Origin of the sequence: Ideonella paludis (assembly GCF_018069865.1) — a bacterium.
GTDB lineage: Bacteria > Pseudomonadota > Gammaproteobacteria > Burkholderiales > Burkholderiaceae_C > Ideonella > Ideonella paludis.
On record NZ_JAGQDG010000001.1, the window covers coordinates 380,700 to 404,230 of the forward strand.

Below are 23,531 nucleotides of genomic sequence, written 5' to 3' on the forward strand. Positions count from 1 at the left end.
GCACCCCATTGTGCCGACCGCCTGCCTACCTGCCGCCGTGGAAACTACGCAGCCTGAGAGCCCCGATGTGCCCAGCCCGTGGTGCGCTTCTCCACCCAGGAGAAGAGCTCATACATGACCATGGCCATCGCGCCGATGGTGACCAGGCCCGCAAAAGCCAGCGGCATGCGCTGCTGGCTGCCGGCGCTTTGCATCAGGTAGCCGATACCGGAATCGCCAGCGGTCATTTCCGCGAGCACAGTGCCCACGAACGCCAGGGTGATGGCAATCTTGAGCGAGCCATAGAAGTAAGGCATGGACCGCGGCAAGCCCACCTTGACCAGCACATCCCAGCGCTTGGCGCCCAAGACCCGCAACACGTCTTCCAACTCGGGCTCCAAGGTGGCCAAGCCCGTGGCGATGTTGACGGTGATCGGGAAGAAGGAAATCAGAAAGGCCGTGATGATGCCTGGGCCCAAACCAATGCCAAACCACACCACCAAAATGGGCACCACGGCGGCCTTGGGCACCGCATTGAAGGCCACCATCAAGGGGTACAGGGCTTTGTAAGCCAGGCGGGAGCTGCCGATCAAAAAACCCAGCAACACGCCCACCACAATGCTGATGGCAAAGCCCAGCATCGTGACCCAGAAGGTCTTCCAAGCGGCCTCCAGCAGCGGCTCTCTGAACTCCCCAAACTGCAGCGCAATCTGCCACGGGCTGGGGAAGATGTAGTCGGGCACGCTCAGCAGCGTGACGATGAGCTGCCAAAGCAACAAGGTGACAGCCAAGACCACCAGGGGCGCATAGCGCTCAAGCTGAGAAGAAAGCGACTTGCTCATTGCGGCACCACCACACCGGTTTTACGCATGGCGCCGATATGGCCACGCAGTTCATGGACGATTTCAGTGAACTCGGGGGTGTAGGTGATCTCCAAGTCACGCGGCCGCGGCAAGTTGATGTCTCTTTGCACCACAAAGCGCCCAGGGCTCTTGCTCATGCAATAGACCTTGTCGGCCAGGAACACGCTCTCGCGCAGATCATGGGTCACCAAGATCACGTTGAACTGCTGGGCGGCGTGCAGGTCGCGCAAAGCGCACCACAGCTCTTCCCGGGTGAAGGCATCCAGGGCACCGAAGGGCTCATCGAGCAGCAGCATCTTGGGCTCATGGATCAGGGCCCGGCAAATGCTGGCACGCTGCTGCATGCCGCCTGAGAGCTGCCAGGGGAACTTGTCCTCATAGCCCCCTAAGCCCACGCTCTGCAACAAGGTGCGAGCGCGCGCCTCAAATTCGGCCCGCTTGGCCTTGAACTGGCTGCGATAGGGCTCCACGATCTCCAAGGGCAGCAGCACGTTTTGCATGGTGGTGCGCCAGGGCAGCAAGCTGGGCGCTTGAAAGGCCATGCCGCTGATCTTGAGCGGGCCGGTCACCGGCTGTCCATCAATGGTGATGCTGCCTTTGCTGGGCATTTTCAGGCCCGTCGTCAGCTTCATGAAGGTGGACTTGCCACACCCTGATGGGCCGACGATGGCGATGAACTCACCGCGGCCCACCTGCAAGGAAATGTCCTCGACAGCAAACTGACCTTGAGCCAATAACTCATCGTTATAGGCCAACCAAACGTTCTGAAAATCAACAAAGGCAGACATCAAAGGCCTCACTTGCGCGGCGCGGGCAAGATATTGCGATCAGCCGCGCTGGGCAGCAGGGCATCGGTCCAAATGGCGCCGACATTGACCCGTGTCTTGGTGGCAAAGGCATCTGACACTTGCGACGCCATCAGCGACAGCCGACCCGGATTGACCGCGCCAAAGCCCTCGGCACGCGCGTCGGGGCTGGCCACGACGGCATCAATCGCCATGCGCAAACGGCGCTTCTCAAGATCCACATTGATGATGCCGTCGCGTGCCTTGACATAGGCGATGGCTTCATCCGGGTTGACCATGACCTCCTTGGCCCCTTTGGTGAAGGCTGACAAGAAGGCCTTCACCGCTTGCGGGTTCTCCTTGATCAACTTGGGGCTGGCGATGATGGCGTTGCCATAGAGCTTCACGCCATGGCTCGCAAACGGCATGACCACGATGTCTTCGGTCTTGACACCCCGTGCCTCCAAGTTCAGCAAGGAGGTGAAGGAGAAGCCAGTGATCGCATCGACATCGCCCCGCACCAGCATGGTCTCGCGCAGCGGCGGGTCCATGGTCGTCCACTGGACCGCCCCCAGACTGTTCGCCTTGGCGAAGATGGGGAAGGCCTTGCGGCCCGCATCAAAGCTGGGGGCGCCCAGCTTCTTGCCGGCCAGGTCGGCAGGCTTGCTGATCTTGCTGCTCTTGAGCGCCAAGACCGCTGCGGGCGTGTTGTTGTAGACCATCATCACCGCCACGGGCTTGTTGGGCGCGTCAGGGTTGTTGGCATGGAACTCCATCAAGGCGGCGACGTCCGCAAAGCCCATGTCATAGGCCCCCGACGCCACGCGTGTGACAGTGCCGCTGGACCCAGTGCCCGCGTCGATGGTCACGTCCAGCCCAGCAGCTTTGTAGTAGCCCTTGGCACTGGAGGCCAAGAACAAGGCCGCGGGGCCCTCAAAGCGCCAATCCAACTGGAACTTCAGCGGCGTGCTGGCCTGGGCCACAGCGCCTGTGCTGCACACCAGGGTGGCAGCGAGCGTCACGCCCATCCAGCGCCGACGAGATAAGGAAGTGACAAGCGACATGGCAAAACTCCGATCAAAGTGCTGAGACAGGGACTGAGCCGAGAGAACTCAGGGGGGAAAACCTTGCTGCTGCCAGCGCGCCAACAACTGGCGCTCTGACTCCGTCATTTGGGTGGCATTGTTGATGGGCATGGCCCGCTGCAGCACCGCCTGCTGAACGATGGCTGCAGCATGGCGCTGCACCAACTCCGGCGTATGCAAAGCAACACCCTTGTTCTGAACCTGAGCGTTGTGACACAGCACGCAGCGCTGCTCGATCACCGCTCTGACCTCACTGAACTGAACCGGCGCCGGCGCCGCCACGGCGGGGCTGGGCTTGGGGGCCAAGATCACGGCCAAGCCCAGCAACAGCACACACCCAGCCACCGCATAGCCCCAAGGCGCAGCGCGGCCCTCCACATGGGCCTTGTGGCGCGCCACAAAGCTGTAGCGGATCAAGGCACCCGCCAGCATCAAGGCCACCAACACCAGCCAGTTGTGCGGCGCACCTGTGAGCCAGCCATAGTGGTTGGAGATCATCGCGATCAGCACCGGCAGCGTGAAATAGGTGTTGTGCACGCTGCGCTGCTTGCCGCGCTGGCCGTGAATGGGGTCAGGCGCTTGCCCGGCACGCAACTGCGCCACCACGGTGCGCTGGCCCGGGATGATCCAGAAGAACACATTGGCACTCATGGCCGTGGCCATCATGGCGCCCACCAGCAAAAAGGCGGCGCGGCCCGCAAACAACTGGCACGCCGCCCAAGACGCCAGCACCACCACCACGGTAATGATGGCCCCCACCAAGCGCTCACCATCCGGACGCTGGCCAAACACTCGGCAAACGAGGTCGTAAATCAGCCAGAACACGACCAGAAACGCCAGCGCAGCGGCAATGGCAGCGCCCGCTGACCAGTCATAGACCGATTTATCGATCAAGTAGGTGCCGGCATTGAAGAGGTAGAGCACGGTGAACAGGGCAAAGCCGGTCAGCCAGGTGCTGTAGCTTTCCCAGTAGAACCAGTGCAAGTTCTTGGGCAAGCTCGGCGGCGAGACCAAATACTTCTGGGGGTTGTAGAAGCCGCCACCGTGCACAGCCCACAACTCACCGTCAACCTTTTTGGCCACGAGATCGGGCGCCGTGGGCTTGGTGAGGCTGCTGTCGAGGAAAACGAAGTAGAAGGACGAGCCGATCCAGGCAATGGCCGTGATGACGTGCGCCCAGCGCAGCAGGAGATTGGCCCAGTCGAGCAAATATGCGTCCATGGCAACCCATTAGCAGGAACCGCGCCAGCCGAGGTGTACTCACGGAGCTGACCCGCCTGCTCTCACCACAGCGGGCTCTGTGAGAAGCGAAGGGTCGCAAACTGAGACGAGTGGCTCAGGCACCGCGGCGACGTGGCTCGAAGTGTATACACCAAAGTAGCGTCACCACCCCGGATTTTCCCGGGCATGGTGCATGCCCCCCAACCCATGTTGGTGCAGCACCTCTCAAGAGGGCACCAGACCGCCTGGAGATTTCTTGCGCCCCCAGCGCGACTTTGGCCGGCGAAGGCGACGCTCGTCGGGGCTCATGAGCCGCGATAAGTGGACCAGGACCACGGGCTCACCAGCAAAGGCACGTGATAGTGGCCCTGCACATCAGCGATGCCGAAATCGAGATGCACCGTGCCCACGAAGGGCGGCTCTGGCAACACCACGCCACGCGCTCGGAAGTAGTCCGCCGCCTCAAAGCTCAGCCGCCAGGTACCGGCGACCAGCGCTGCCCCTTCCAGCAGGGGCCCATCAGCCCGGCCATCGGCATTCAGCGTGACGCGCTTGACCAACTCAGCTTGGCCGTCTTGGACGCGCTGCAGCGTGACTTGCATGCCGGCGGCAGGACAGCCATGTGCGGTGTCCAGAACGTGGGTAGAGAGTCGGCCCATGGCGGCTCCTTTCAGACAAAAGGGGTAGACAAAATTTTGCACGATGACTGCATCAAAGTGTATACACTTTAGGAAGACCATCCAAGCCATCTTCTGTGGTGACCACCAAGCCTAGACCCCGCAGCGCAGCGGCAGCGAGCAGCAAAAGCCCGCGCCGCAGCAAGGCCTCGCGCGAGGCCATTGAGCCCGTCGGCGGTGCCAGCACCGGCGCCACCGAGCGCATCGTGGCCTCTATCACCGCCGCCATCGTGGAGCGGCGCCTGATGCCAGGCACCAAGCTGGCCGAGCAAAAAATCGCCGACATCTTCGCCGTCTCGCGCACCATCGTGCGTCAAGCGCTGAACCAGCTCTCGCGCGACCATCTGGTCACCCTCTCCCCTGCCCGCGGCGCCTTTGTGGCCACGCCCAGTGTGGAGGAGGCGCGGCAGGTGTTTCAGGTGCGCGGCATGCTGGAGACGGCCATGGTCAAAGCCCTGGCCAGCAGCATCACCGATGCCCAAATCAGCCAACTGCGGCAACACCTGCAGCTGGAGCGCGAGGCCATCGCCCGCACCGATGTGCCCGGCCGCACCCGCTTGCTGGCGGACTTCCATGTGGTCTTGGCGCGCATGTTGGGCAACACCGTCTTGGCCGAGCTGTTGAACGACCTGCTGAACCGCTCCTCGCTGATTGCGCTGATGTACCAATCCAGCCACTCGGCCGAACATTCCCAGGACGAACACAGCCGCATCGTCGATGCCCTGGCCGCCCGCGATGGCAAGACTGCCACCAAGCTCTTGACCCAGCATCTCAGCAGCGTCGAGCGCAACCTCCACTTAGACCCACGCAGCCCTGACCTCGCCCTGGCACTTCTGCCCCCCACACCATGAGCACTTCTGCCCACTATCCCCGAGACCTGCGCGGCTATGGCCGCAACCCGCCCCACGCCCAATGGCCCGGCCAAGCGCGCGTGGCGGTGCAGTTCGTGCTGAACTATGAAGAGGGCGGCGAGAACTCGGTGCTGCATGGGGATGCGGGGTCAGAGCAGTTCCTCTCGGAAATGTTCAACCCACCGGCCTTTGCCGACCGGCATTTGTCGATGGAGGGCATTTACGAATACGGCTCGCGTGTGGGCGTGTGGCGCCTGCTGCGCGAGTTTGAACGCCGCGGTTTGCCGCTCACGGTCTTTGGCGTCGCTATGGCCTTGGAGCGTCACCCCGAGTTGTGTGCAGCGTTTGTAGAGATGGGCCACGAGATCGCCTGCCATGGTTGGCGCTGGATCCACTACCAAAACATGCCGCCCGAGCAAGAGCGCGAGCACCTAGAGCGCGGCATGGCCCTCATCGAGAAGCTGACCGGCCCGCTGCTGCCGCCCGAGCAGCGCATCCACGGCGCCGGCTGGTACACCGGCCGCGACAGCCCCAACACCCGCCGCCTGGTGGCCGACCACGGTGGCTTTGCCTATGACAGCGACTACTACGGGGATGATCTGCCCTTCTGGCTGACCGTGCGCAAGAGCGATGGCAACACCTGTCCGCACCTGGTCGTGCCCTACACGCTGGATTGCAACGACATGCGCTTTGCCCTGCCGCAGGGCTTCAGCCATGGCGATGAGTTTTTCGAGTACCTGCGGGATGCCTTTGATGTGCACTGGGCCGAGGGCGACGAGCGCCCCAGCATGATGAGCATTGGCATGCACTGCCGCCTCTTGGGCCGCCCCGGCCGCATGCGCGCCTTGCAAAGGTTTCTGGACCATATCCAACGCCATGACCGCGTCTGGATCACGCGCCGCATCGACATTGCGCGCCATTGGCGACAGACCCACCCCTACGACGCCAGCACTGCTTTTTTGTGGGAATGACATGAGCCCGAACGCCCCAGCCAAGACCTTGAACCTGAACACCTTGAATGAGGCCAGCGCCGACGCCTTCGCCCAACATCTCAACGGCATTTATGAGCATTCGCCGTGGGTGGCAGAGCGCGCCGCCGCGCTGCGACCCTTTGCCAGCCTGCATGCGCTGAAACATGCCTTGGTGAGCGTGGTGCGCCAAGCCAGCCGCGAGGAGCAACTGGCCTTGATCCGAGCCCACCCCGAGTTGGCGGGCAAGGCCATGGTCGCGAAGTCGTTGACGGCCGAGTCCACCCATGAGCAAAGCACCGCCGGCCTGACGCACTGCAGCCCTGAGGAATTTGCGCATTTGCAGCGGCTCAATGCCGACTACAACGCCCGCTTTGGCTGGCCCTTCATCTTGGCCGTGCGGGGCCCGCGCGGCTTAGGCTTGAGCCGCCAAGAGATCATCAGCACCTTCGAGCGCCGGCTGCAGGGCTCGGCCGCCTTTGAGTTTGCCGAGGTGCTGCGCAACATCCACCGCATCGCTGAGATTCGCCTCAACGACAAGTTCGGCCACACCCCGCTGCAAGGCCAGCAGGTCTGGGACTGGGCCGAAGCCCTGGCCCAGCACAGCGAGGTGGAAGGCGCACTGACCGTCACCTATTTGACCGAGCCGCATCGCGCCTGCGCCAAGCAGCTGGCCGATTGGATGCGCGAGGACTGCGGCTTTGACCGGGTGGAGATTGACGCTGTCGGCAATGTGGTAGGCGTCTACGAGGGCCTGACCGCCGATGCGCCGCGCTTGCTGACGGGCAGCCACTACGACACCGTGCGCAACGGTGGCAAGTACGACGGGCGGCTGGGCATTCTGGTGCCCATGGCCGTGGTGAAGGCCCTCAAGGCCAGCGGCACCCGCCTGCCCTTTGCCTTAGAGGTGGTGGGCTTTTCGGAAGAAGAAGGCCAGCGCTACAAAGCCACCTTCTTGGGATCGTCCGCCCTGACCGGCAGCTTCGATGCCGGCTGGCTGGATCAGCAAGACGCCCAGGGCACACCCATGCGCGAGGCCATGCGCCGCGCAGGCTTGTGTGTGGAGGACATTCCCACGCTGCGGCGCGACGGGTCACGCTATCTCGGCTTTGTCGAGGTGCATATCGAACAAGGCCCGGTGCTCAATGGGCTGGACCTGCCGCTGGGCGTGGTGAGCTCCATCAACGGCAGCGTGCGCTTCATGGGTGAGGCCATCGGCCAGGCCTGCCATGCCGGCACCACCCCAATGGGCCAACGCCAAGATGCTGCCGCGGCGGTGGCCGAGCTGATCTTGGCCCTGGAGAAGCGCGCCGCCCAAGTGCCCGATGTGGTGGGCACCGTGGGCTTGCTGGAGGTGCCGCAAGGGTCTATCAATGTGGTGCCGGGGCGCTGCCGCTTCAGCCTGGACATCCGCGCCACCACCAATGCGGCACGCGATGCCTGTGTGGCGGACATCCGCGAGCACATCGCTCGCATCAGCGAGGCCCGCGGCGTGCAGATCGTGCTGGAAGAAACCATGCGTGCCAGCGCTGCGCCCAGCCACCCACAGTGGCAAGCGCAGTGGGAGGCTGCTGTCTCCGCGCTGGGGCTGCCGGTGCACCGCATGCCCAGCGGTGCGGGGCACGACGCCATGATGCTGCACACCGTGATGCCCCAAGCCATGCTGTTTGTGCGCGGACTCAATGCGGGCATCAGCCACAACCCGCTGGAATCCATCACCGCCGACGATGCCGACTTGGCCGTCCAAGCCTTTCACCACCTGCTGACCGCCGTGGCCAGCCCCAACGCCTGAACCACATGACTGCACTCACCGACTACACCGCCCTGGACGCCTGGGTGGACGCCCACTTTGAGGAGCAAGTCCGCTTTCTGCAAGCCCTGGTGCAAGTGCCCACCGACACGCCGCCCGGCAACAACGCACCCCATGCCGAGCGCCTGCGCGAACTCTTGGCCGAAATGGGGCTGGCGGCCGAGGCCTTTCCCGTTCCCGCCGAGGAGGTGCAGGCCTACGGCATGCAAAGCATCACCAACCTGATCGTGCGGCGGCGCTTTGCCGACGGCGGCCCCACGATTGCGCTGAACGCCCACGGCGATGTCGTGCCGCCCGGTGAGGGCTGGACACACGGCCCCTACAGCGGCGAGGTGGTGGACGGCAAGCTCTATGGCCGCGCGGCGGCCGTCAGCAAATGCGACATGAGCACCTTCACCTTTGCACTGCGGGCGCTGGAGTCTTTGGGCGCGCCGCGCCGAGGCGGGGTGGAGTTGCATTTCACCTACGACGAAGAGTTCGGTGGCGAGTTGGGCCCCGGCTGGCTCTTGAAGCACGGCCACACCCGGCCCGACCTGATGATTGCCGCCGGCTTCAGCTACCAAGTGGTGGTGGCTCACAACGGCTGCTTGCAGTTGGAGGTGACCGTGCAGGGCGATATGTCCCATGCCGCCATCCCCGACAGTGGCACCGATGCGCTGCAAGGCGCCGTGCACATCATGAATGCGCTGTACCGGCTCAACAGCGATTACCTCCAGGTGCGCTCCAGCGTCGAGGGCATCACCCACCCTTATCTGAACATTGGCCTGATCCAAGGCGGCACCAACACCAATGTGATCCCCGGCAAAGTGGTGCTCAAGCTGGACCGCCGCATGATCCCCGAAGAAGACCCGAGCGTGGTGGAGGCCAGCCTGCGCGAGTGCATTGCTCAGGCCGCAGCCCGCTTCAGCCCGCCGCGTGGCGGCAAGCAATTGCGCGTGGAAGTGCGGCGCTTGCTGCTGGCCCGCGCCATGCAGCCGCTGCCCGGCAACGCGCCGCTGGTGGCCGCCATCCAAACCCACGGCCAGGCTGTGTTTGGAGAAGCCATCCCTGCGGTGGGGACGCCGCTTTACACCGATGTCCGTCTGTATGGCGAGCGCCAGATTCCCGGCGTGATCTACGGCGCCGGGCCGCGCACCGTGCGCGAAAGCAATGCCAAGCGGGCGGATGAACACATCGTGCTGGAAGACCTGCGGCGCGCCACCAAGGTTCTCGCACGCTCACTGCGGGATTTACTGACGTAAACCCGCACGGCCTGCCTACAATCGCCAGCCCCAGCCTGAGACCTCGGTTGGCAAGGAGAAGCTTTGAATACTGCCGACGAAAAGCGCGACGAACTCCGCCGCGCCGCGCTTGAATATCACGAGTTCCCGACGCCCGGAAAGCTGGAGATTGCTGCAACCAAGCAGCTGATCAACCAGCGCGATCTGGCTCTGGCCTATTCCCCAGGCGTGGCCTTTGCGTGTGAGGCGATTGTTGACGACCCCGCCAACGCCTTCCGCTACACCTCGCGCGGCAACCTGGTGGCGGTGGTCACCAACGGCACGGCCGTGCTGGGCTTGGGCAATATCGGCCCGCTGGCGTCCAAGCCGGTGATGGAAGGCAAGGCCGTTCTGTTCAAGAAGTTTGCGGGCATTGACGTCTTTGACTTGGAGATCAAAGAGGACAACCTCGACAAGCTGGTGGACATCGTCGCGGCGCTGGAGCCCACCTTTGGCGGCATCAACCTTGAAGACATCAAGGCGCCCGACTGTTTCTATGTCGAGCGCAAGCTGCGCGAGCGACTCAAGATTCCCGTCTTCCACGACGACCAGCACGGCACCGCCATCGTGGTGGGCGCCGCCTTGCTGAATGGCCTCAAAGTCGTGGGCAAGGACATCAAGAACGTCAAGCTGGTGTCCTCCGGCGCTGGCGCGGCGGCCCTGGCTTGCTTGAACCTCTTGGTCAAGCTGGGCCTGCCCCGCGAGAACATTTGGGTCACCGACTTGGCCGGCGTGGTCTACAAGGGCCGCACCGAGCTGATGGACCCGGACAAGGCCGAATTCGCCCAAGAGACCGAGCAGCGCACGCTGCGCGAGGCGATTGCCGGCGCGGACATCTTCTTGGGCCTGTCGGCCGGTGGCGTGTTGAAGGCCGATATGGCCGCCAGCATGGCCGCCAAACCCTTGATCTTTGCGCTGGCCAACCCGACGCCGGAGATCATGCCCGAGGAGGTCAAGGCCGTGCGCAGCGATGCCATCATGGCGACCGGGCGGACCGATTACCCGAACCAGGTCAACAACGTCCTGTGCTTCCCTTACATCTTCCGAGGTGCGCTGGACTGCGGCGCCACCACCATCACCGACGAGATGGAAATTGCCTCGGTGCACGCCATTGCCGACTTGGCACAAGCCGAGCAAAACGAGGTGGTGGCTGCTGCCTATGCCGGGGAGAAGCTGGCCTTTGGCCCTGAGTACCTCATCCCCAAGCCCTTTGACCCGCGCTTGATGATGAAGATCGCGCCAGCGGTGGCCCAAGCGGCGGCCGACAGTGGCGTGGCACAGCGCCCGGTCACCGACATGGAGGCCTATCGCGAGCGGCTGCAAAGCTTTGTCTATGCGTCGGGCACGGTCATGAAGCCGATTTACGCGGCCGCCAAGCGTGCCGCCAAAAAGCGCGTGGCTTATGCCGAGGGTGAAGACGAGCGCGTGCTGCGGGCCTGCCAAATCGTGGTCGATGAGGGCTTGGCGCGCCCCACCCTGATCGGGCGCCCCGCCATCATTGCCCAGCGCATTGAAAAGTTCGGCCTGCGTCTGCAAGAAGGCCTGGACTACGAGGTCGTCAACGTTGAGCAAGACGACCGCTACCGCGACTTCTGGCAGACCTACCACCGCATGGCAGAACGCCGTGGCGTGACGGAGCAGTTGGCCAAGATTGAGATGCGCCGCCGCCTGACCCTGATCGGGTCCATGCTGCTGCACAAGGGCGATGTGGACGGCCTGATTTGCGGCACCTGGGGCAGCACCGCGACTCACTTGGAGTACATCGACCAGGTCATCGGCAAGACCGCTGGCGGCAGCCCGCGCACCGAGCAAGACGTGCGGGTCTATGCCTGCATGAACGGGCTGATGCTGCCGGGGCGCCAGGTCTTCTTGGTGGACACCCACGTCAATTACGACCCCACGGCCGAAGAGTTGTGCGAGATCACCGTGATGGCCGCTGAAGAGATGATGCGGTTTGGCATCAAGCCCAAGGTGGCGCTGCTGTCGCACTCCAATTTCGGCTCGTCCAACCAACCCAGTGCGGTCAAGATGCGCCAGACCTTCCAGCTCTTGCGCGAGCAAGCGCCTTGGCTGGAGGTGGACGGCGAGATGCATGGCGATGTGGCCCTGGACCCGGAGGCCCGCACCCGGCTGATGCCCAACACCTTGCTGCAGGGCGAAGCCAACTTGCTGGTGCTGCCCAATATTGACGCGGCCAATATCAGCTACAACCTGCTCAAGACCGCCTCGGGTGGCGGCATTGCCATCGGCCCCGTGCTCTTGGGCGCCGCCAAGCCCGTGCACATCCTGACGCCCTCAGCCACCGTGCGCCGGGTGGTCAACATGACGGCGCTGACCGTGGCCGACGCCAACGCAGCACGCTGATCTCGGCGCTTCAGGCGCCGCTTGAAGCCCCCAAGGCGAGACCGCTGGTCTCGCCTTTTTCATGGCCGCCCCAAAATCGTGCGTGCCAACAACAGCGGCACCACCCCGAGCCTCAGGCAGGAAATTTTGCGGTGCGACAAATTTCGCAAAACCCTGCAAATTCTCACGAATTGCGAGAGTGCTCACTCACAACTTAACCTTGGCTTTGCTCAGTTTTGCGGCAGCTCTCTTGTGGTTTTCACGCCAATCAGATAGCATCACGGTTTAAGTCTTCAGGGTAAACCCGTGACACACATCGGTCCTCTGCTGGTGTCTGAATCCTCGTCAAAGTCTGGGCCCAAGCCCTCACCGCGCACGCGAGGTTTTGGCCTGCTTGCAGCTGTGTCGATGAGCGTCGCACTCATGACCGCCACCCTCGGGTTGGGCGTGCATGGGTCGGCTCAGGCCCGAGACTCAGCAGAGTCCACCCCGGTGGTCATGGCTGAGATCTCACGGTCTGCACTCCCCGTCGAAGCACAGCGTACTGAACGGCTGATTCTGGCCGGTGGCCCCTTCCCTTACAGCAAGGATGGCACCGTGTTTGGCAACCGTGAGAGGCTGTTGCCCAGGCAGGCTCGGGGCTACTACCGCGAATACACCGTCCCAACACCTGGCTCGCGTGACCGGGGTGCTCGGCGGATTGTCTGCGGTGGTCAGCAAGCTCAGGCTCCTGACGCATGTTTTTATACCGCTGATCACTATGCGAGCTTCAAGCGCATCGTGAAGTGACCAGCCGATCGGTTCTCGGTTTTTTATTTTGAACACAAGGAGGAACGCGACATGCTTTTGCAATCTGTGCGTCCCAACATCGTGCAGGCGATACGCGCATTCCGGGTCGATGACCTGATGCGCGCGGCCCAGGAGTCGGGCCAGCACTTCTTGTTTGCCAATCTCACCGAAGCCCAGTCCAAGCAGGACGTGTTGGAGGGCATTGCCACCTCCTTCTTGTTCCCGCAGCACTTCGGCAAGAACTTGGATGCGCTCTACGACTGCATGACCGACCTGGTCCACAAGTCCGGCAGCCAGCCCGGCTTTGTGGTGGTGCTGGAGCAGATTCCAGACAACTCCAAGTTCGACCGTGAGTCGCGCGAACAATTGCTGGATGTCTTCCGAGATGCAGCGGACTTCTGGGCGGATCGCAAGATACCGTTCCGATGTTTCTATTCTTTTCAGTAGCCCGCTCCCAAGAAACAGGGTCATGGGAGCGGGCTACTGAGACGGCCCCCGAAGTCAAGCCAGCCAGCAAGGCCAGCAGCAAAGCCGGTGGAAACCCCAGCTTTGGCATGAACATGCCGATGATGAGCAGTGCTTTTGACACCTCGATGTGGTTGAACGCCGCCTAAGCGCCGCGCAAGACACCACAAGGACAACGGCCCGCGTTTGCACGCGGGCCGTTTTCATTTCATGCAGGCCCCTGCAGCAAGGCGGGAGCAACGCTGAGCGTCAGCCTGAGGGCAAGGCCTGCGCCAAGGCCACATACTCAGCCACAGGCACCTCTTCAGCACGGCGCTGGAGGTCAAACTCACCGCTAAAGCCTTGCTCCTCGAGCCAGCGGCCCAAGGTGTTGCGCAAGATCTTGCGGCGCTGCGAGAAAGCGCACTGCACCATGTCCTCGAAGCGCGCTTGGTCCAGCGCCACCGCGTTGGGCAGTGGGACCATGCGCACCACAGCGGAGTCCACGCGCGGTGGCGGGTCGAACGACTCCGGCGGCACCTCCAAGATCGATTCAATGTCGTAGCGCCACTGCAGCATCACCGACAAGCGCCCATAGGCCTTGCTGCCCGGCTCGGCCGCCATGCGGTCGACCACCTCTTTTTGCAGCATGAAGTGCTGGTCCGCCACACGATCCACACAGCCCAGCAGGTGAAACAAGATGGGCGTGGAGATGTTGTAGGGCAGGTTGCCCGCGATGCGCAGCTTGGCGCCAAACTCATCGGCCAACGCGTGGAAGTCCACCGTCAGCACATCCGCCTCGATGACGCGCAAGCCCTCTTGGCGACGCAGCTTGGCGGCCAGGTCGCGGTCCAACTCAATCACCGTCAGTGGCTTGCAGCAGGCCAGCAAAGGCAGGGTCAAGGCGCCCAGACCCGGGCCAATCTCAATAACAGGCTCACCCGACTGCGGGTTGATGGCCCGCACAATGCTGTCGATGATGAAGCCGTCGGTCAGAAAGTGCTGACCGAAGCGCTTGCGCGCTTGATGGCCGCTCACTGGGGCGCTTCCCGCATCTCAACGTAGGCCCGCGAGCGCAACTCGTTGATCCACTCGGTGTAGGTGCTCTCGTAGCGCTGCTCGCGCAGCACGTTGCGGGCCTGCTCGCGCACTTGCTTGGGGTCCATGGGTACGTCGCGGCGGTCGGTCACTTGAATCAAGTGGAAGCCGAAGCGGGATTCAATCGGCGGCGAAATGCCGCCCAATTGCAGACGGCCCATGGCCTCTTCAAACTCGGGCACGAACTGGCCTGGGTTGGCCCAACCCAAGTCGCCACCGCTGGTGGCGCTGCCATCTTCGGAGTTCTTGCGTGCCAACTCTTCAAAGCTGGCCTTGCCTGTGACCACCGCCTCGCGGAATTCGGCCAGACGGCGTTTGGCCGCTTCTGGGCTGAGCCGCACTGAGGGGCGCAGCAGGATGTGACGGGCGCGGGTCTGGGTGACGGTGACCTCGCTGCCATCGCTGCGCGACAGCACTTTGATCAGATGAAAACCCGCACCGCTGCGGATCAGCTTTGGTGTGACGCCGCCCACAGGCACGGACTGCACGGCTTCAACGAACAGGTCCGGCAATTTGTCTTGGGGCTTGGCGCCGATCTCACCGCCGCGCTCGCGGTTGCCATCCTCGGAGTATTGCCGGGCCAATTTGTCGAAGGCCTCACCGGCCAAGAGACGACGCTGGACTTCCTCAGCACGCGCACGGCGCTGGTTCTCGACTTCGCGGCTGGCCCCCTCGGGCACGGTCACCAGAATCTGTGCCAAATTGAGTGTCGCGACCCGGCCGCGCTGGGCGGCTTGTTCCTCGATAAAGCGTTCGACATCGGCGTCGCTGATGCGCAGCCGACCCTGCACCTCACGCTCGCGGGTGCGCTCCGCCAGGATTTGGTCGCGCAAGTTATTGCGAAAGCGTGTCATGTCCAGGCCCTCGGCCTTGAGCCGCTCGCGCAAGACATCCACACTCATTTTGTTGGCGGCCGCCACATTGGCCACGGCACGGTCCAACTCGGCCTCATCGACCTTCATGCCGCTGTCGCGGGCATAGGTGATGATCACCCGCTCATTGATCAGCGCCTCCACCACCTCTTTGCGCAACTGCGCATCGGCAGGCAGCTTGGCATTGCTGCGTCGGGCTTGCTCGCGCAGCTCAGCGATGCGCTGGTCGACCTCATTGCGGGTCACCAGTTCGTTGTTCACCACGGCCACGATGAAGTCCGCCGAGCGGGGTGTGGTTTGCGCCAGCGCCACAGCCACAGGCACAGCCAGCAGAGTCGCCAGACCGAAACGACGAAGTCGAGAAGCGAGAGTTGTCATGGGTTTACCGTTGTCGTGGGCTGGGCGTCATCTTCGCGCAGCAGCCTATAGCCGGGGATATTGTCCTTCAGGACCTTCAAGGGGCTGGGGCCGAGCCGGGAGAGGCCAATCAACTCCAACTGGAACATCCAACGCGTGGTGGCCTCACTGCGCGCCGTTGAGGTGCGCTCGACCACGATTCTGCCTATCCAGCAGCCCGCATCCCATTCCAGGCCCAGTAAAGAATCGGTGAGACGCCTGTCACGCACGCTGTAGTTGGTGCGGCCGACGCCGTACAGCGTGGTCTGGCAGCCCCGCCCGCTGGCGGCACCACGGTAGAGCGGCCACTGCCCGGCGAGGTCGATCTGCTCGTTCAAGTCACGCGCAAAGCGGTAGGTGGCAGCCAAGGTATGGAAGGGCTTGGGTTGCCAGCGCACCGAGGTGATGCTGCGCGCAAAACGGTCGGTGTCGGTATTGAACTGCAGGGTGCCGTCAATGCGCCAATCGGGCGCAGGGCTGCCGCTGCCGTAGAGCAGCAGATCGGAAAAACGATTGGCCGTAGTGAGCCCGTCTGGTGTGAGCTTTTGCTCGCGGAACAGGTAGCGCTGAGCCGCGCCCAAACGCAGGCGCTCAGCACCGGTTCGCGGATCAATCAGGCGCGAGGTCGCGCCGACCGTGAGCTGCTGGGCATCGCTGATGCGGTCAACCCCGGTGAAGGCGTTGTCGGCGTAAATGGACAGCTCATTGAAGTCCCGCGCCGCCGTGTCAAACAGCGGGAGATCAGTTTGCGCGCGGAACGGCGTGTAGACGTAATGCAGGCGCGGCTCCAGGGTCTGAAGCAGCGGCACATCCAGCCACTGCGCCGGACGCTCCAAGCGCAGGCCGCTGTCCAGGCTGACAGTGGGGATCAAGCGGCGGCGCTCAAAGGCCGGGCTGGCGGCCACCGCATCGACCTGATAGCTGGCCGCATTGAGCCGCAGGGTCGGACTGATCCATCCCCAGCCCTCATCCCAATGGCGGTTGATCTCGGCCTGCACATGCAAGCGCTGCCCGTTCGGGCGCGTGTCATCGGCGGAACGGTCGGCCAGCACAAAGCGGTTGTACTCGGCCGCGAGCTGCATGCGCGCGCCGCCCGGGGCGTCGCCCTCCACACGCAACCCCACTTGCGGCAGGCGTTGATAAGGTGGCACCACCGCGTCGGTGGTGCTCTGCAGCACTTGCCAAGTCTGCGCTCGGGCATAAGTGCCCCAGCGCAGAGCGTCATCACCGGTGGTCCATTGCCGCTGGATCTTCAGGTCTTGCGGCAGCAAGCGCTGCATTTGGCTGGGCAGCACCCGGCTGAAGTCTTTCCAGTACTCGTCATCCGTGGCGCGCTGCACGGCCAAGTCATAACGCAGCCCGGTGTTGAGCTCGCCGCTGTGGCTGAAGTCGACCGAGCCCCGAGAGCGCGCGGCGGCCCGGTCGTCCGGTACCCAATGCCCCGCGAAGCGGCCGCGGTCTTGCTCACCCAAATAGCGGAACTCCGCTTGCAAAGACGCGCCTCGCCGCGCCAAGAAACCCGGCGTGAGGGTGAGGTCGTAGTTCGGGGCGAGATTGAAGTAGTAGGGCACCGCCAGGTCGATACCCGAGCGGTTGTCCACATTCACACTCGGCGGCAGCCAGCCGGACTTGCGGGCATCGGTGGACGGAAAGCTCAGCACCGGCGCATAGAGAATGGGGACGCCCAAAAACCGCAAGGTAGCGCCTTCGGCCCGGCCTTCATTGTTCTCAAAGTCCAGCGAGAGCTTGTCCGCCGAGAGGACCCAATCGGGCTCCAAGTCTTCCTCGCGCCGGCAACTGGTGTAGCTGGCGGCTTGGGCGGTGAGCCGGCGGTCGGAGAAGAACTCGATGTCTTTGGCTTGGCCACCGGCGCCGGTGCGGGCAAAGTCAAAGACTGAATCCTTGAGCACGCCCTCGCGGGTTTTCAGGTTGACCTGGGCTTCGCTGCCGCTGAAGCGGTCGGCCCCACGGCGCACCGTCACGCGGCCCTTGGCCACCGCCAGTTGTGAGGCATGCTGAACACTCAAGGCATCGGTGGTCAACACCAAGTCGCCTTGCGACAGCGTCACCTCACCCGTGGCCACGGTCTCCAGGTCCATGGTGGTGCGCAGGCGCAAGGCCGTCAGCACGATGTCCTTGGCGCTGGCCGGCCGCTCGGCCTGCATGACTGTCACCTCGTCTGCAGCGGCAGAAGCAGCCGCTGCAGGCGCTGCGGCCGCCTGCGCAGCACCAAGCGCATCGATGCGCAGCGGCAAAGCTTGCTGAGGGCTCGTTTGCGCCCAGGCAGCCGCGGGCAGCAAGGCCAGGATCAAGGCCACAGGCGTCAGGCTTGCGCGCATGCGCGCGGGCGGCACAGCCGGCGCACCCGAGCCCAGGCGGCGCGAACGAACGCGGTGCTCGCAGAGGCTCAGGCGTGACGGAGAGAAGGACAACAAAACAAAACCGTTCGGTGAGGGCCGTCCACCGCGGCAGCGGTCTGCAAAGCGGCCAGCGCTCAGCGGCCAGCCCAGAGGGCGCGGAAGGGGGCTCGGTAGAATCGAGGCATTATCCACGAGGGTCGTTGCACCCAGCGCATGTCCATGTCTGCCCACTCTACGGCCAACTCGTCCTCCATTGCCTGGGCCGCCCCCGAACGCGAACGCGCTTTTCACGCCTGGTTGACGCCGCTGCTGGCCACTCATCAGCTGGATGCAACCAGCCTCGCACCCGCTTCGGCAGACGCCAGTTTTCGCCGCTACTTCCGCATCCGGGGCGCCGCGGGAACCTTGATCATCATGGACGCGCCACCGCCCCTCGAGGACGTGCGCCCCTTTTTGCACGTGGCCGGGCTCATTCACCAAGCAGGTTTGAACGCGCCGGACGTGCTGGCGGCCGATGAAGCACAGGGCTTTTTGCTCCTCAGCGACCTGGGCCAAGGGCTCTATCTGAACGCCTTGAAAGAGGCCAACCAGGCGCAGGCGGATCGCCTGATGCGCGACGCCATCCGCGCCTTGGTGCATTGGCAAAGTACGGTAAAGGCCGACAGCCTGCCGCTGTATGACGCACCCTTGCTACAGCGCGAGCTGGACTTGTTCCCCGACTGGTGTGTGGCCAAGGAGTTTGGCCTCACCTGGGGCGACAAAGAAAAGCAGATGTGGGCGGGCGTCTGCACGCACCTGCTCGACAGCGCGCTGGCACAGCCCACGGTGGCCGTGCACCGGGATTGGATGCCGCGCAACCTGATGGTGTCTGACCCCAACCCCGGCATTCTGGACTTTCAAGATGCGGTGCGCGGCCCGATCAGCTACGACGTAGCCTCGATGCTGCGGGACGCCTTTTTGTCCTGGGACGAAGAGCATGAGCTGGACTGGGCCGTGCGCTACTGGGAGCAGGCCCGCAAGGCCGGCCTGCCGGTGGACGAAGACTTTGGTGAGTTCTGGCGCCAACTGGAGTGGATGGGCCTGCAACGCCACCTGAAGATCTTGGGCATCTTCTGCCGCCTGAAACACCGCGACGGCAAGCCCAAGTACAGCGAGGACCTGCCGCGCTTTTTCAACTACGCCACGAAGGTGGCGATGCGCTATGCACCGCTCAAGCCACTGGTGCGCTTGTTGGAGCCGCTGCAGGGCCAAGCCGTGACGGTGGGCTACACGTTTTAGGGTCTGTTGCCCTTTAAGAGGTCTCACAGCCGGCAGCGGCCAGCCACGGGTCGCGGTCTTGCCCACCAAAGGACGCCACCAGAAAGTCCATCATCGCGCGCGTGCGGGCCGGCACATGCTGGCGGGTAGGCATGCAGATCCACAGGTCAGAGCTGAACAGCCGCCACTGCGGCAGCACCCGCTCAAGGGCGTGCTCGAGCAAGGCGTCTTCCACCACGTAAGAGGGCAGGCCCGCAATGCCCAAGCCCGCGAGCGCCGCCGCATAGTTGGTGTCCACATGGGTGGTGGAGAGCACGCCACGTCCGGGCGAGATGAAGAAGGACTCGGTGCCCGCGGTTTCACTGCTGCAGGTACCGCAATAAAAAGTGAGCCCGCGCAGCACGTCGGAGGTGGGTGGGATCAGCACGTCATGCAAGGCGAATTCGCGAGGGTGAGTGGGACGCCCGCGCGCATTCAGATACTCGGGCGAGGCCACGGTCACCACCTCCGTGCGGGCCAACCGCTTGGCCACAAAGTGGCCATCCAAGGGCTTGCGTGACAGCACCAAGGTGAGGTCATAGCTTTCATCCACCGACTCGACCGGGCCGTGGGCTGCAATCTCCACGGTGACGTGCGGGTGCTGGGCATGAAAGCGCGGCAGCAGCTTGGCCAACTGGTGGGTGGCCACTGAGGGCGGGCACAGCAGGCGCACATGGCCGCGCACTTCAGTCACGGCCGCACTAGCCAGGGCTTCCGCCTCCTCCAAATCCACCAAGATTTGGCGCACCCGCTCCAGGTATTGCTCGCCCACATCGGTGAGCGCAATGCGCCGCGTGGTGCGGTTCATCAAGCGTGCGCCCAAGTGCTCTTCCAACTCGGCCACCACCCGTGTGACCACCGCAGGGGCCAAATTCAGGGCACGCGAGGCGGCGCTGAAACTGCCTTCATCAATGACCCGCGCAAACACGCGCATGGCGCGAAGGGTGTCCATTGATTATTCCTTTTTCACAAACAGACATCTGCGATTTTTGATATTTATTCCGATTGAGTCAATAGGTACAGTTCACCCCATCGATGAGCCGCCATGAAGAACACGACTCACCGAGGCTGGACAAGACGGAGCCACAGAACAAGTGAGGGCTCACCGCCATGCCCGGTATTTGAACTTCAACCATTGAATCAAGGAAATCATCATGAACCGTACCGTGACCCTCTTTGCTGCTGCTGCCATCACCGTGCTGAGCAACGCCGCCATGGCCCAAGACGCCATTCCAGCCACCTGGGCCAATGAAGTCGCCAAGCCGGTGACCTCGACCACCACCCGCGAAGCCGTGCGTGCCGAGATGGAAGCCGCCCGCCAATCTGGCCAGCTCAACCCCTTTGACAGCGATGTGCATGCCCGGGTGAACGCCACCATCCAAGCGCCCACCATGCTGGCGCGTACGCAGCAAGGGGCGGAGCGCGTTGCCGCCCTGGGCCGCCAAGCCAGCAGCTCGGGCCTGAGCCGCGAGCAAGTGCGCGCTGAGTTCATGGCCGCTCGCAAGGCCGGCGAGATCAACACCTTCGACAACCTGGCGGACCTGAATACGACTGGCAAGAGCATCCGTGTGGCACCTGCCGCATTGGCACAGTCCGGCCGCTAAGGCCTGAGCCACCGCCCCAATGCGGTGGCCCCACAAAAGCCAAAGGGCGGGTTGAACCCGCCCTTTTCTTTTTTCAAATGCCGCTCAGGCTCAGGGATGGGCGGCCACCACCTGCGCCACGGCCGCCGTCAAACGCCGCGCATAAGGCAGGTGCAAGAACTCATTCGGGCCATGCGCATTGCTCTTGGGGCCAAGCACGCCGCAAACCATCATTTGCGCGCTGGGGAAGCCTTGCTGCAGCAGGTTCATCAGCGGGATGGTGCCGCCCTGCCCGATGTAGCCCAGCGGTGCGCCAAAGTAGTCTCGCGAGGCCCGGTCCATGGCCTGCTCCAACCACGGCGCCAGGCTGGGCGCATTCCAGCCGGTGGCGCCCCAGTTGTTCATGCGGCCATCCGGGTGGAAGGTGACTTTGGCGTTATAGGGCGCGTTGTCTTCTAACAGCGCCTTGAGCTGCACCGCCGCCTCGTGGCCTTCCACCAGCGGCGGCAGGCGCAAGCTCAGCTTGAAGGCGGTGTAGGGGCGCAGCACATTGCCTGCATTGGCCAGGGCCGGCATGCCATCCACACCCGTGATGGACAGCGTGGGCCGCCAGGTCCGGTTGAGCAAGGCTTGCACCGAATCCTTGGTGGTGGGCAGCGCAAACGCGCCATCGGCACCGCAGGCCCAGGGGTAGCGCTTCCAAACCTCGTCGCCCAAGATGTCGGCCGTGGCTTGAGCCTGGGCCACACGCTCCGCAGGGATTTCGCAATGGAACACCGCAGGCAGCAACTGGCCCGTCTTGGCGTCTTCCAGGCGGTCCAAGACCTGGCGCATGATGCGAAAGCTAGAGGGCACCAAGCCGCTGGCGTCTCCGGAGTGAATGCCTTCGGTCAGGATCTCGACCTTGAGCGTGCCGGTGATGTTGCCGCGCAAGCTGGTGGTGAGCCAGAGTTGGTCGTAGTTGCCCGCACCGCTGTCGAGGCAGACCACCAAGCTGACATCCCCCAAGCGCGGGCGCAAGGCATCGAGGTAGATCGGTAGGTCAAATGAGCCCGACTCTTCGCAGCTTTCGATCAAGCCCACGATGCGTGGATGCGGCAGGTTTTGGGCTTTCAGCGCCTCGATGGCGCTGACGGCGGCATAGACGGCATAGCCATCATCCGCGCCCCCCCGGCCATAGAGCTTGTCGCCCTCCAGCTTGGGTGTCCAAGGCCCCAGGTCAGAGCGCCAGCCGCTGAACTCCGGCTGTTTGTCCAAATGGCCGTACATCAGCACCGTCTGGGTGCTGCCCGCCTTGGTGGCAGGCACTTCAAAAAAGATCACCGGCGTGCGGCCGGGTTGGCGCACCACTTCCAGCGTGAGGCCAGGCACCTTGCGGCTCTCGACCCAGGCTGCGGCGTCGCGCACCACTTTGTCGATCAAACCATGCGCTTCCCACTCGGGGTCGAACATGGGGCTCTTGGCCGGGACGGCGATGTACTCCGTCAAGCAAGGCACGATGCGCTCGGCCCAGGCTTCATCAACAAATGAGGCCAGTTGCTGGGCGTCCAGCGCAGGAAGTTTTTCTGGGGCGTTCATGGTGGTGATCTCCACACAGTCGGGCGATGCCGAATTGTGCGCCTACCCAGCGCCGCCTATGCTTTGCGCTGTTGGACGCCAGACCACCTCCCCCTAAGTTGCCTTTGCCGCCTTGATGCCCTTGAGTTCCTCCCGCCGCCATTGGCTGCGCTTTGGCCTGGCGGCTGCAGCCTGCCCTCGCGCAGGCCTGGCCGCCCCTGAAGGCGCGACGCAAGCCCCGCGCAATGCCGTGGTGGTGGGCCAGACGCTCTCGCTCGATGCTGGCCGAAATGCCTCTGCCGTAGCCGTGCGCCAAGGCATAGAAACCGCACTGCAAGTGGTGCGGCTGAACGGCGGCATCCGCGGCCGGCCCTTGTGGCTGCGCACCTTGGATGACCAAGGCGACCCAGAGAAGGCCACCCAGAACGCGCAGCGCTTGGCGGCCGACGGCGCCTTGCTGCTCTTTGCGCCTTTAGGAGACCGCTGCGCCAGCGCCGTGCTCGCTGAGGCCCGCCGCAGCCAGACCCCCTTGATGGCGCCGCTCTCAGGGCTGGCGCGCTTCTATGAGGCTGCACCTTCTGGCGTGTATCCGGTGCGCGCCAGCGCTGCAGCGGAATGTGAGGCGCTGTGGCGCCAGGCCAAAGCCCTGGGCATGAAGCGGCTGGCCACCTTGCATCTGGACGACGAATGGGGCCAGAGCCTGCGCGACGATGCCCGCACCACGGCGCTCAGCCTCAGCTTGGCTCAACCTATGTCGCTGAGCGTAACGCCAGGCAGCCCTGCTCAAGCGCTGTCGCCCCTCCTTGAGCGTGCCCGCACTGCGGATGTGGTGCTCTTGCTGACCGGTGGGCCTGCTGCGGCTGAGTTTGTGCGGCAGGCGCGGCGCCAGGGCCTGCGCGCTGTGATCATGGGCCTGAGCAGCACAGCCACGGAGCTGCTTCAGCCACTCGGTGCCGAGGCCTACGGCCTGCAGTTCAGCCAAGTGGTGCCCAGCCCGTGGAGCACCAGCTTGCTGTGGGTGCAACAGTACCAGGCTGCCTTCAAAGCGACTTTTCGTGGCCAACATTTGTCGCACCTCAGCCTAGAAGCCTATGTCAGCACGCTGGCCTTGGCCGAAGCGCTGCGCGTGGCCGGGCCACAACCCACACGAGATGGCTTGCGCGCTGCCCTGAGCAACCACAGCGTGGAGCTCGACGGCTTCAGCAGCCACTACCTGGACGCAGAGCCCAGGGGCAGCCGCTACGTAGATATCGCCCTGGTCGGACATGAGGGGCGATGGCGGCAATGACGCCGCC

General features: G+C 63.8%; 20 protein-coding genes. 10 read left to right on the plus strand and 10 right to left on the minus strand.

The genetic code is table 11. From position 1 onward, the window contains the following. Positions 1-44: 44 nt before the first annotated feature. The 5 genes from KAK11_RS01660 to uraH form a co-directional block, all read right to left on the minus strand. Entirely contained in the window at positions 45-821 is a 777-nt protein-coding gene (locus KAK11_RS01660) for an ABC transporter permease (RefSeq protein ID WP_210805496.1), read from the minus strand. Then, entirely contained in the window at positions 818-1,630 is an 813-nt protein-coding gene (locus KAK11_RS01665) for an ABC transporter ATP-binding protein (RefSeq protein WP_210805498.1), read from the minus strand. Before KAK11_RS01665 ends, KAK11_RS01660 begins: the two co-directional genes overlap by 4 nt. Positions 1,631-1,638: 8 nt before the next feature. Continuing rightward, a complete protein-coding gene (locus KAK11_RS01670) occupies positions 1,639-2,655 on the minus strand; it encodes an ABC transporter substrate-binding protein (protein WP_210806609.1) in 1,017 nt (338 codons plus the stop codon). A gap of 84 nt (positions 2,656-2,739) precedes the next feature. Beyond that, positions 2,740-3,933 (minus strand): urate hydroxylase PuuD, encoded by a 1,194-nt coding sequence (locus KAK11_RS01675; protein ID WP_210805500.1) that lies wholly within the window; start codon positions 3,931-3,933, stop codon positions 2,740-2,742. 305 nt (positions 3,934-4,238) lie between these two features. Continuing rightward, on the minus strand, positions 4,239-4,592 hold the full coding sequence (gene uraH / locus KAK11_RS01680; protein ID WP_210805502.1) for a hydroxyisourate hydrolase: 354 nt from the start codon (positions 4,590-4,592) through the stop codon (positions 4,239-4,241). 179 nt (positions 4,593-4,771) lie between these two features. Between uraH and KAK11_RS01685 the strand changes: the two genes are divergently transcribed. The 7 genes from KAK11_RS01685 (at position 4,772) to KAK11_RS01715 (ending at position 13,077) form a co-directional block, all read left to right on the plus strand. Beyond that, the gene (locus KAK11_RS01685) at positions 4,772-5,461 is read left to right on the plus strand and encodes a GntR family transcriptional regulator (protein ID WP_310737738.1); all 690 of its coding nucleotides are present in this window, start codon (positions 4,772-4,774) and stop codon (positions 5,459-5,461) included. After that, positions 5,458-6,432 (plus strand): allantoinase PuuE, encoded by a 975-nt coding sequence (puuE, locus tag KAK11_RS01690; protein WP_210805504.1) that lies wholly within the window; start codon positions 5,458-5,460, stop codon positions 6,430-6,432. The genes KAK11_RS01685 and puuE overlap by 4 nt, the downstream gene beginning before the upstream one ends. A gap of 1 nt (position 6,433) precedes the next feature. Next, positions 6,434-8,221, plus strand: coding sequence for a 2-oxo-4-hydroxy-4-carboxy-5-ureidoimidazoline decarboxylase (gene uraD / locus KAK11_RS01695; protein ID WP_210805506.1), 1,788 nt, complete (start codon positions 6,434-6,436; stop codon positions 8,219-8,221). A 5-nt stretch (positions 8,222-8,226) separates the two neighbouring features. Continuing rightward, on the plus strand, positions 8,227-9,480 hold the full coding sequence (locus KAK11_RS01700; protein WP_210805508.1) for a M20/M25/M40 family metallo-hydrolase: 1,254 nt from the start codon (positions 8,227-8,229) through the stop codon (positions 9,478-9,480). Between the two features lie 63 nt (positions 9,481-9,543). Beyond that, positions 9,544-11,862, plus strand: coding sequence for an NADP-dependent malic enzyme (locus tag KAK11_RS01705; RefSeq protein ID WP_210805510.1), 2,319 nt, complete (start codon positions 9,544-9,546; stop codon positions 11,860-11,862). A 402-nt stretch (positions 11,863-12,264) separates the two neighbouring features. Next, a complete protein-coding gene (locus KAK11_RS01710; RefSeq protein WP_246498199.1) occupies positions 12,265-12,630 on the plus strand; it encodes a guanyl-specific ribonuclease in 366 nt (121 codons plus the stop codon). Positions 12,631-12,681: 51 nt separating this feature from the next. Further along, on the plus strand, positions 12,682-13,077 hold the full coding sequence (locus KAK11_RS01715) for a barstar family protein (protein ID WP_210805514.1): 396 nt from the start codon (positions 12,682-12,684) through the stop codon (positions 13,075-13,077). 267 nt (positions 13,078-13,344) lie between these two features. On the opposite strand, the gene rsmA is transcribed toward KAK11_RS01715, so the two are convergent. From rsmA to KAK11_RS01730, 3 genes are read right to left on the minus strand one after another with little or no spacing between them, the layout of a single operon-like run. Further along, positions 13,345-14,112: a 16S rRNA (adenine(1518)-N(6)/adenine(1519)-N(6))-dimethyltransferase RsmA gene (rsmA, locus tag KAK11_RS01720; protein WP_210805516.1), complete on the minus strand. Its 768-nt coding sequence runs from the start codon at positions 14,110-14,112 to the stop codon at positions 13,345-13,347. Beyond that, the gene (locus KAK11_RS01725) at positions 14,109-15,422 is read right to left on the minus strand and encodes a peptidylprolyl isomerase (protein WP_210805518.1); all 1,314 of its coding nucleotides are present in this window, start codon (positions 15,420-15,422) and stop codon (positions 14,109-14,111) included. The genes rsmA and KAK11_RS01725 overlap by 4 nt, the downstream gene beginning before the upstream one ends. Next, the gene (locus KAK11_RS01730; protein ID WP_210805520.1) at positions 15,419-17,872 is read right to left on the minus strand and encodes an LPS-assembly protein LptD; all 2,454 of its coding nucleotides are present in this window, start codon (positions 17,870-17,872) and stop codon (positions 15,419-15,421) included. The genes KAK11_RS01725 and KAK11_RS01730 overlap by 4 nt, the downstream gene beginning before the upstream one ends. Positions 17,873-18,013: 141 nt before the next feature. Here KAK11_RS01730 and KAK11_RS01735 point away from each other — a divergent pair, with 141 nt between their 5' ends. Then, a complete protein-coding gene (locus KAK11_RS01735) occupies positions 18,014-19,078 on the plus strand; it encodes an aminoglycoside phosphotransferase family protein (protein WP_210805522.1) in 1,065 nt (354 codons plus the stop codon). Between the two features lie 13 nt (positions 19,079-19,091). Here the strand turns inward: KAK11_RS01735 and KAK11_RS01740 are convergent, their stop codons facing one another. Next, positions 19,092-20,048: a LysR family transcriptional regulator gene (locus tag KAK11_RS01740; protein ID WP_210805523.1), complete on the minus strand. Its 957-nt coding sequence runs from the start codon at positions 20,046-20,048 to the stop codon at positions 19,092-19,094. Between the two features lie 202 nt (positions 20,049-20,250). Here KAK11_RS01740 and KAK11_RS01745 point away from each other — a divergent pair, with 202 nt between their 5' ends. Beyond that, the gene (locus KAK11_RS01745; RefSeq protein ID WP_210805525.1) at positions 20,251-20,700 is read left to right on the plus strand and encodes a DUF4148 domain-containing protein; all 450 of its coding nucleotides are present in this window, start codon (positions 20,251-20,253) and stop codon (positions 20,698-20,700) included. 90 nt (positions 20,701-20,790) lie between these two features. On the opposite strand, the gene KAK11_RS01750 is transcribed toward KAK11_RS01745, so the two are convergent. After that, positions 20,791-22,257 (minus strand): M20 family metallopeptidase, encoded by a 1,467-nt coding sequence (locus KAK11_RS01750; RefSeq protein ID WP_210805527.1) that lies wholly within the window; start codon positions 22,255-22,257, stop codon positions 20,791-20,793. A 121-nt stretch (positions 22,258-22,378) separates the two neighbouring features. Between KAK11_RS01750 and KAK11_RS01755 the strand changes: the two genes are divergently transcribed. Continuing rightward, the gene (locus tag KAK11_RS01755) at positions 22,379-23,524 is read left to right on the plus strand and encodes an ABC transporter substrate-binding protein (RefSeq protein WP_210805529.1); all 1,146 of its coding nucleotides are present in this window, start codon (positions 22,379-22,381) and stop codon (positions 23,522-23,524) included. The last annotated feature ends 7 nt before the right edge of the window (positions 23,525-23,531 follow it).

Coding starts and splice junctions, on each gene's coding strand:
- KAK11_RS01660 (WP_210805496.1), bottom strand. CDS start 821: ATGAGCAAGTCGCTTTCTTCTCAGCTTGAGCGCTATGCGCCCCTGGTG.
- KAK11_RS01665 (WP_210805498.1), bottom strand. CDS start 1,630: ATGTCTGCCTTTGTTGATTTTCAGAACGTTTGGTTGGCCTATAACGAT.
- KAK11_RS01670 (WP_210806609.1), bottom strand. CDS start 2,655: ATGGGCGTGACGCTCGCTGCCACCCTGGTGTGCAGCACAGGCGCTGTG.
- KAK11_RS01675 (WP_210805500.1), bottom strand. CDS start 3,933: ATGGACGCATATTTGCTCGACTGGGCCAATCTCCTGCTGCGCTGGGCG.
- uraH (WP_210805502.1), bottom strand. CDS start 4,592: ATGGGCCGACTCTCTACCCACGTTCTGGACACCGCACATGGCTGTCCT.
- puuE (WP_210805504.1), top strand. CDS start 5,458: ATGAGCACTTCTGCCCACTATCCCCGAGACCTGCGCGGCTATGGCCGC.
- uraD (WP_210805506.1), top strand. CDS start 6,434: ATGAGCCCGAACGCCCCAGCCAAGACCTTGAACCTGAACACCTTGAAT.
- KAK11_RS01700 (WP_210805508.1), top strand. CDS start 8,227: ATGACTGCACTCACCGACTACACCGCCCTGGACGCCTGGGTGGACGCC.
- KAK11_RS01710 (WP_246498199.1), top strand. CDS start 12,265: ATGACCGCCACCCTCGGGTTGGGCGTGCATGGGTCGGCTCAGGCCCGA.
- KAK11_RS01715 (WP_210805514.1), top strand. CDS start 12,682: ATGCTTTTGCAATCTGTGCGTCCCAACATCGTGCAGGCGATACGCGCA.
- KAK11_RS01725 (WP_210805518.1), bottom strand. CDS start 15,422: ATGACAACTCTCGCTTCTCGACTTCGTCGTTTCGGTCTGGCGACTCTG.
- KAK11_RS01735 (WP_210805522.1), top strand. CDS start 18,014: ATGTCCATGTCTGCCCACTCTACGGCCAACTCGTCCTCCATTGCCTGG.
- KAK11_RS01740 (WP_210805523.1), bottom strand. CDS start 20,048: ATGGACACCCTTCGCGCCATGCGCGTGTTTGCGCGGGTCATTGATGAA.
- KAK11_RS01745 (WP_210805525.1), top strand. CDS start 20,251: ATGAACCGTACCGTGACCCTCTTTGCTGCTGCTGCCATCACCGTGCTG.
- KAK11_RS01750 (WP_210805527.1), bottom strand. CDS start 22,257: ATGAACGCCCCAGAAAAACTTCCTGCGCTGGACGCCCAGCAACTGGCC.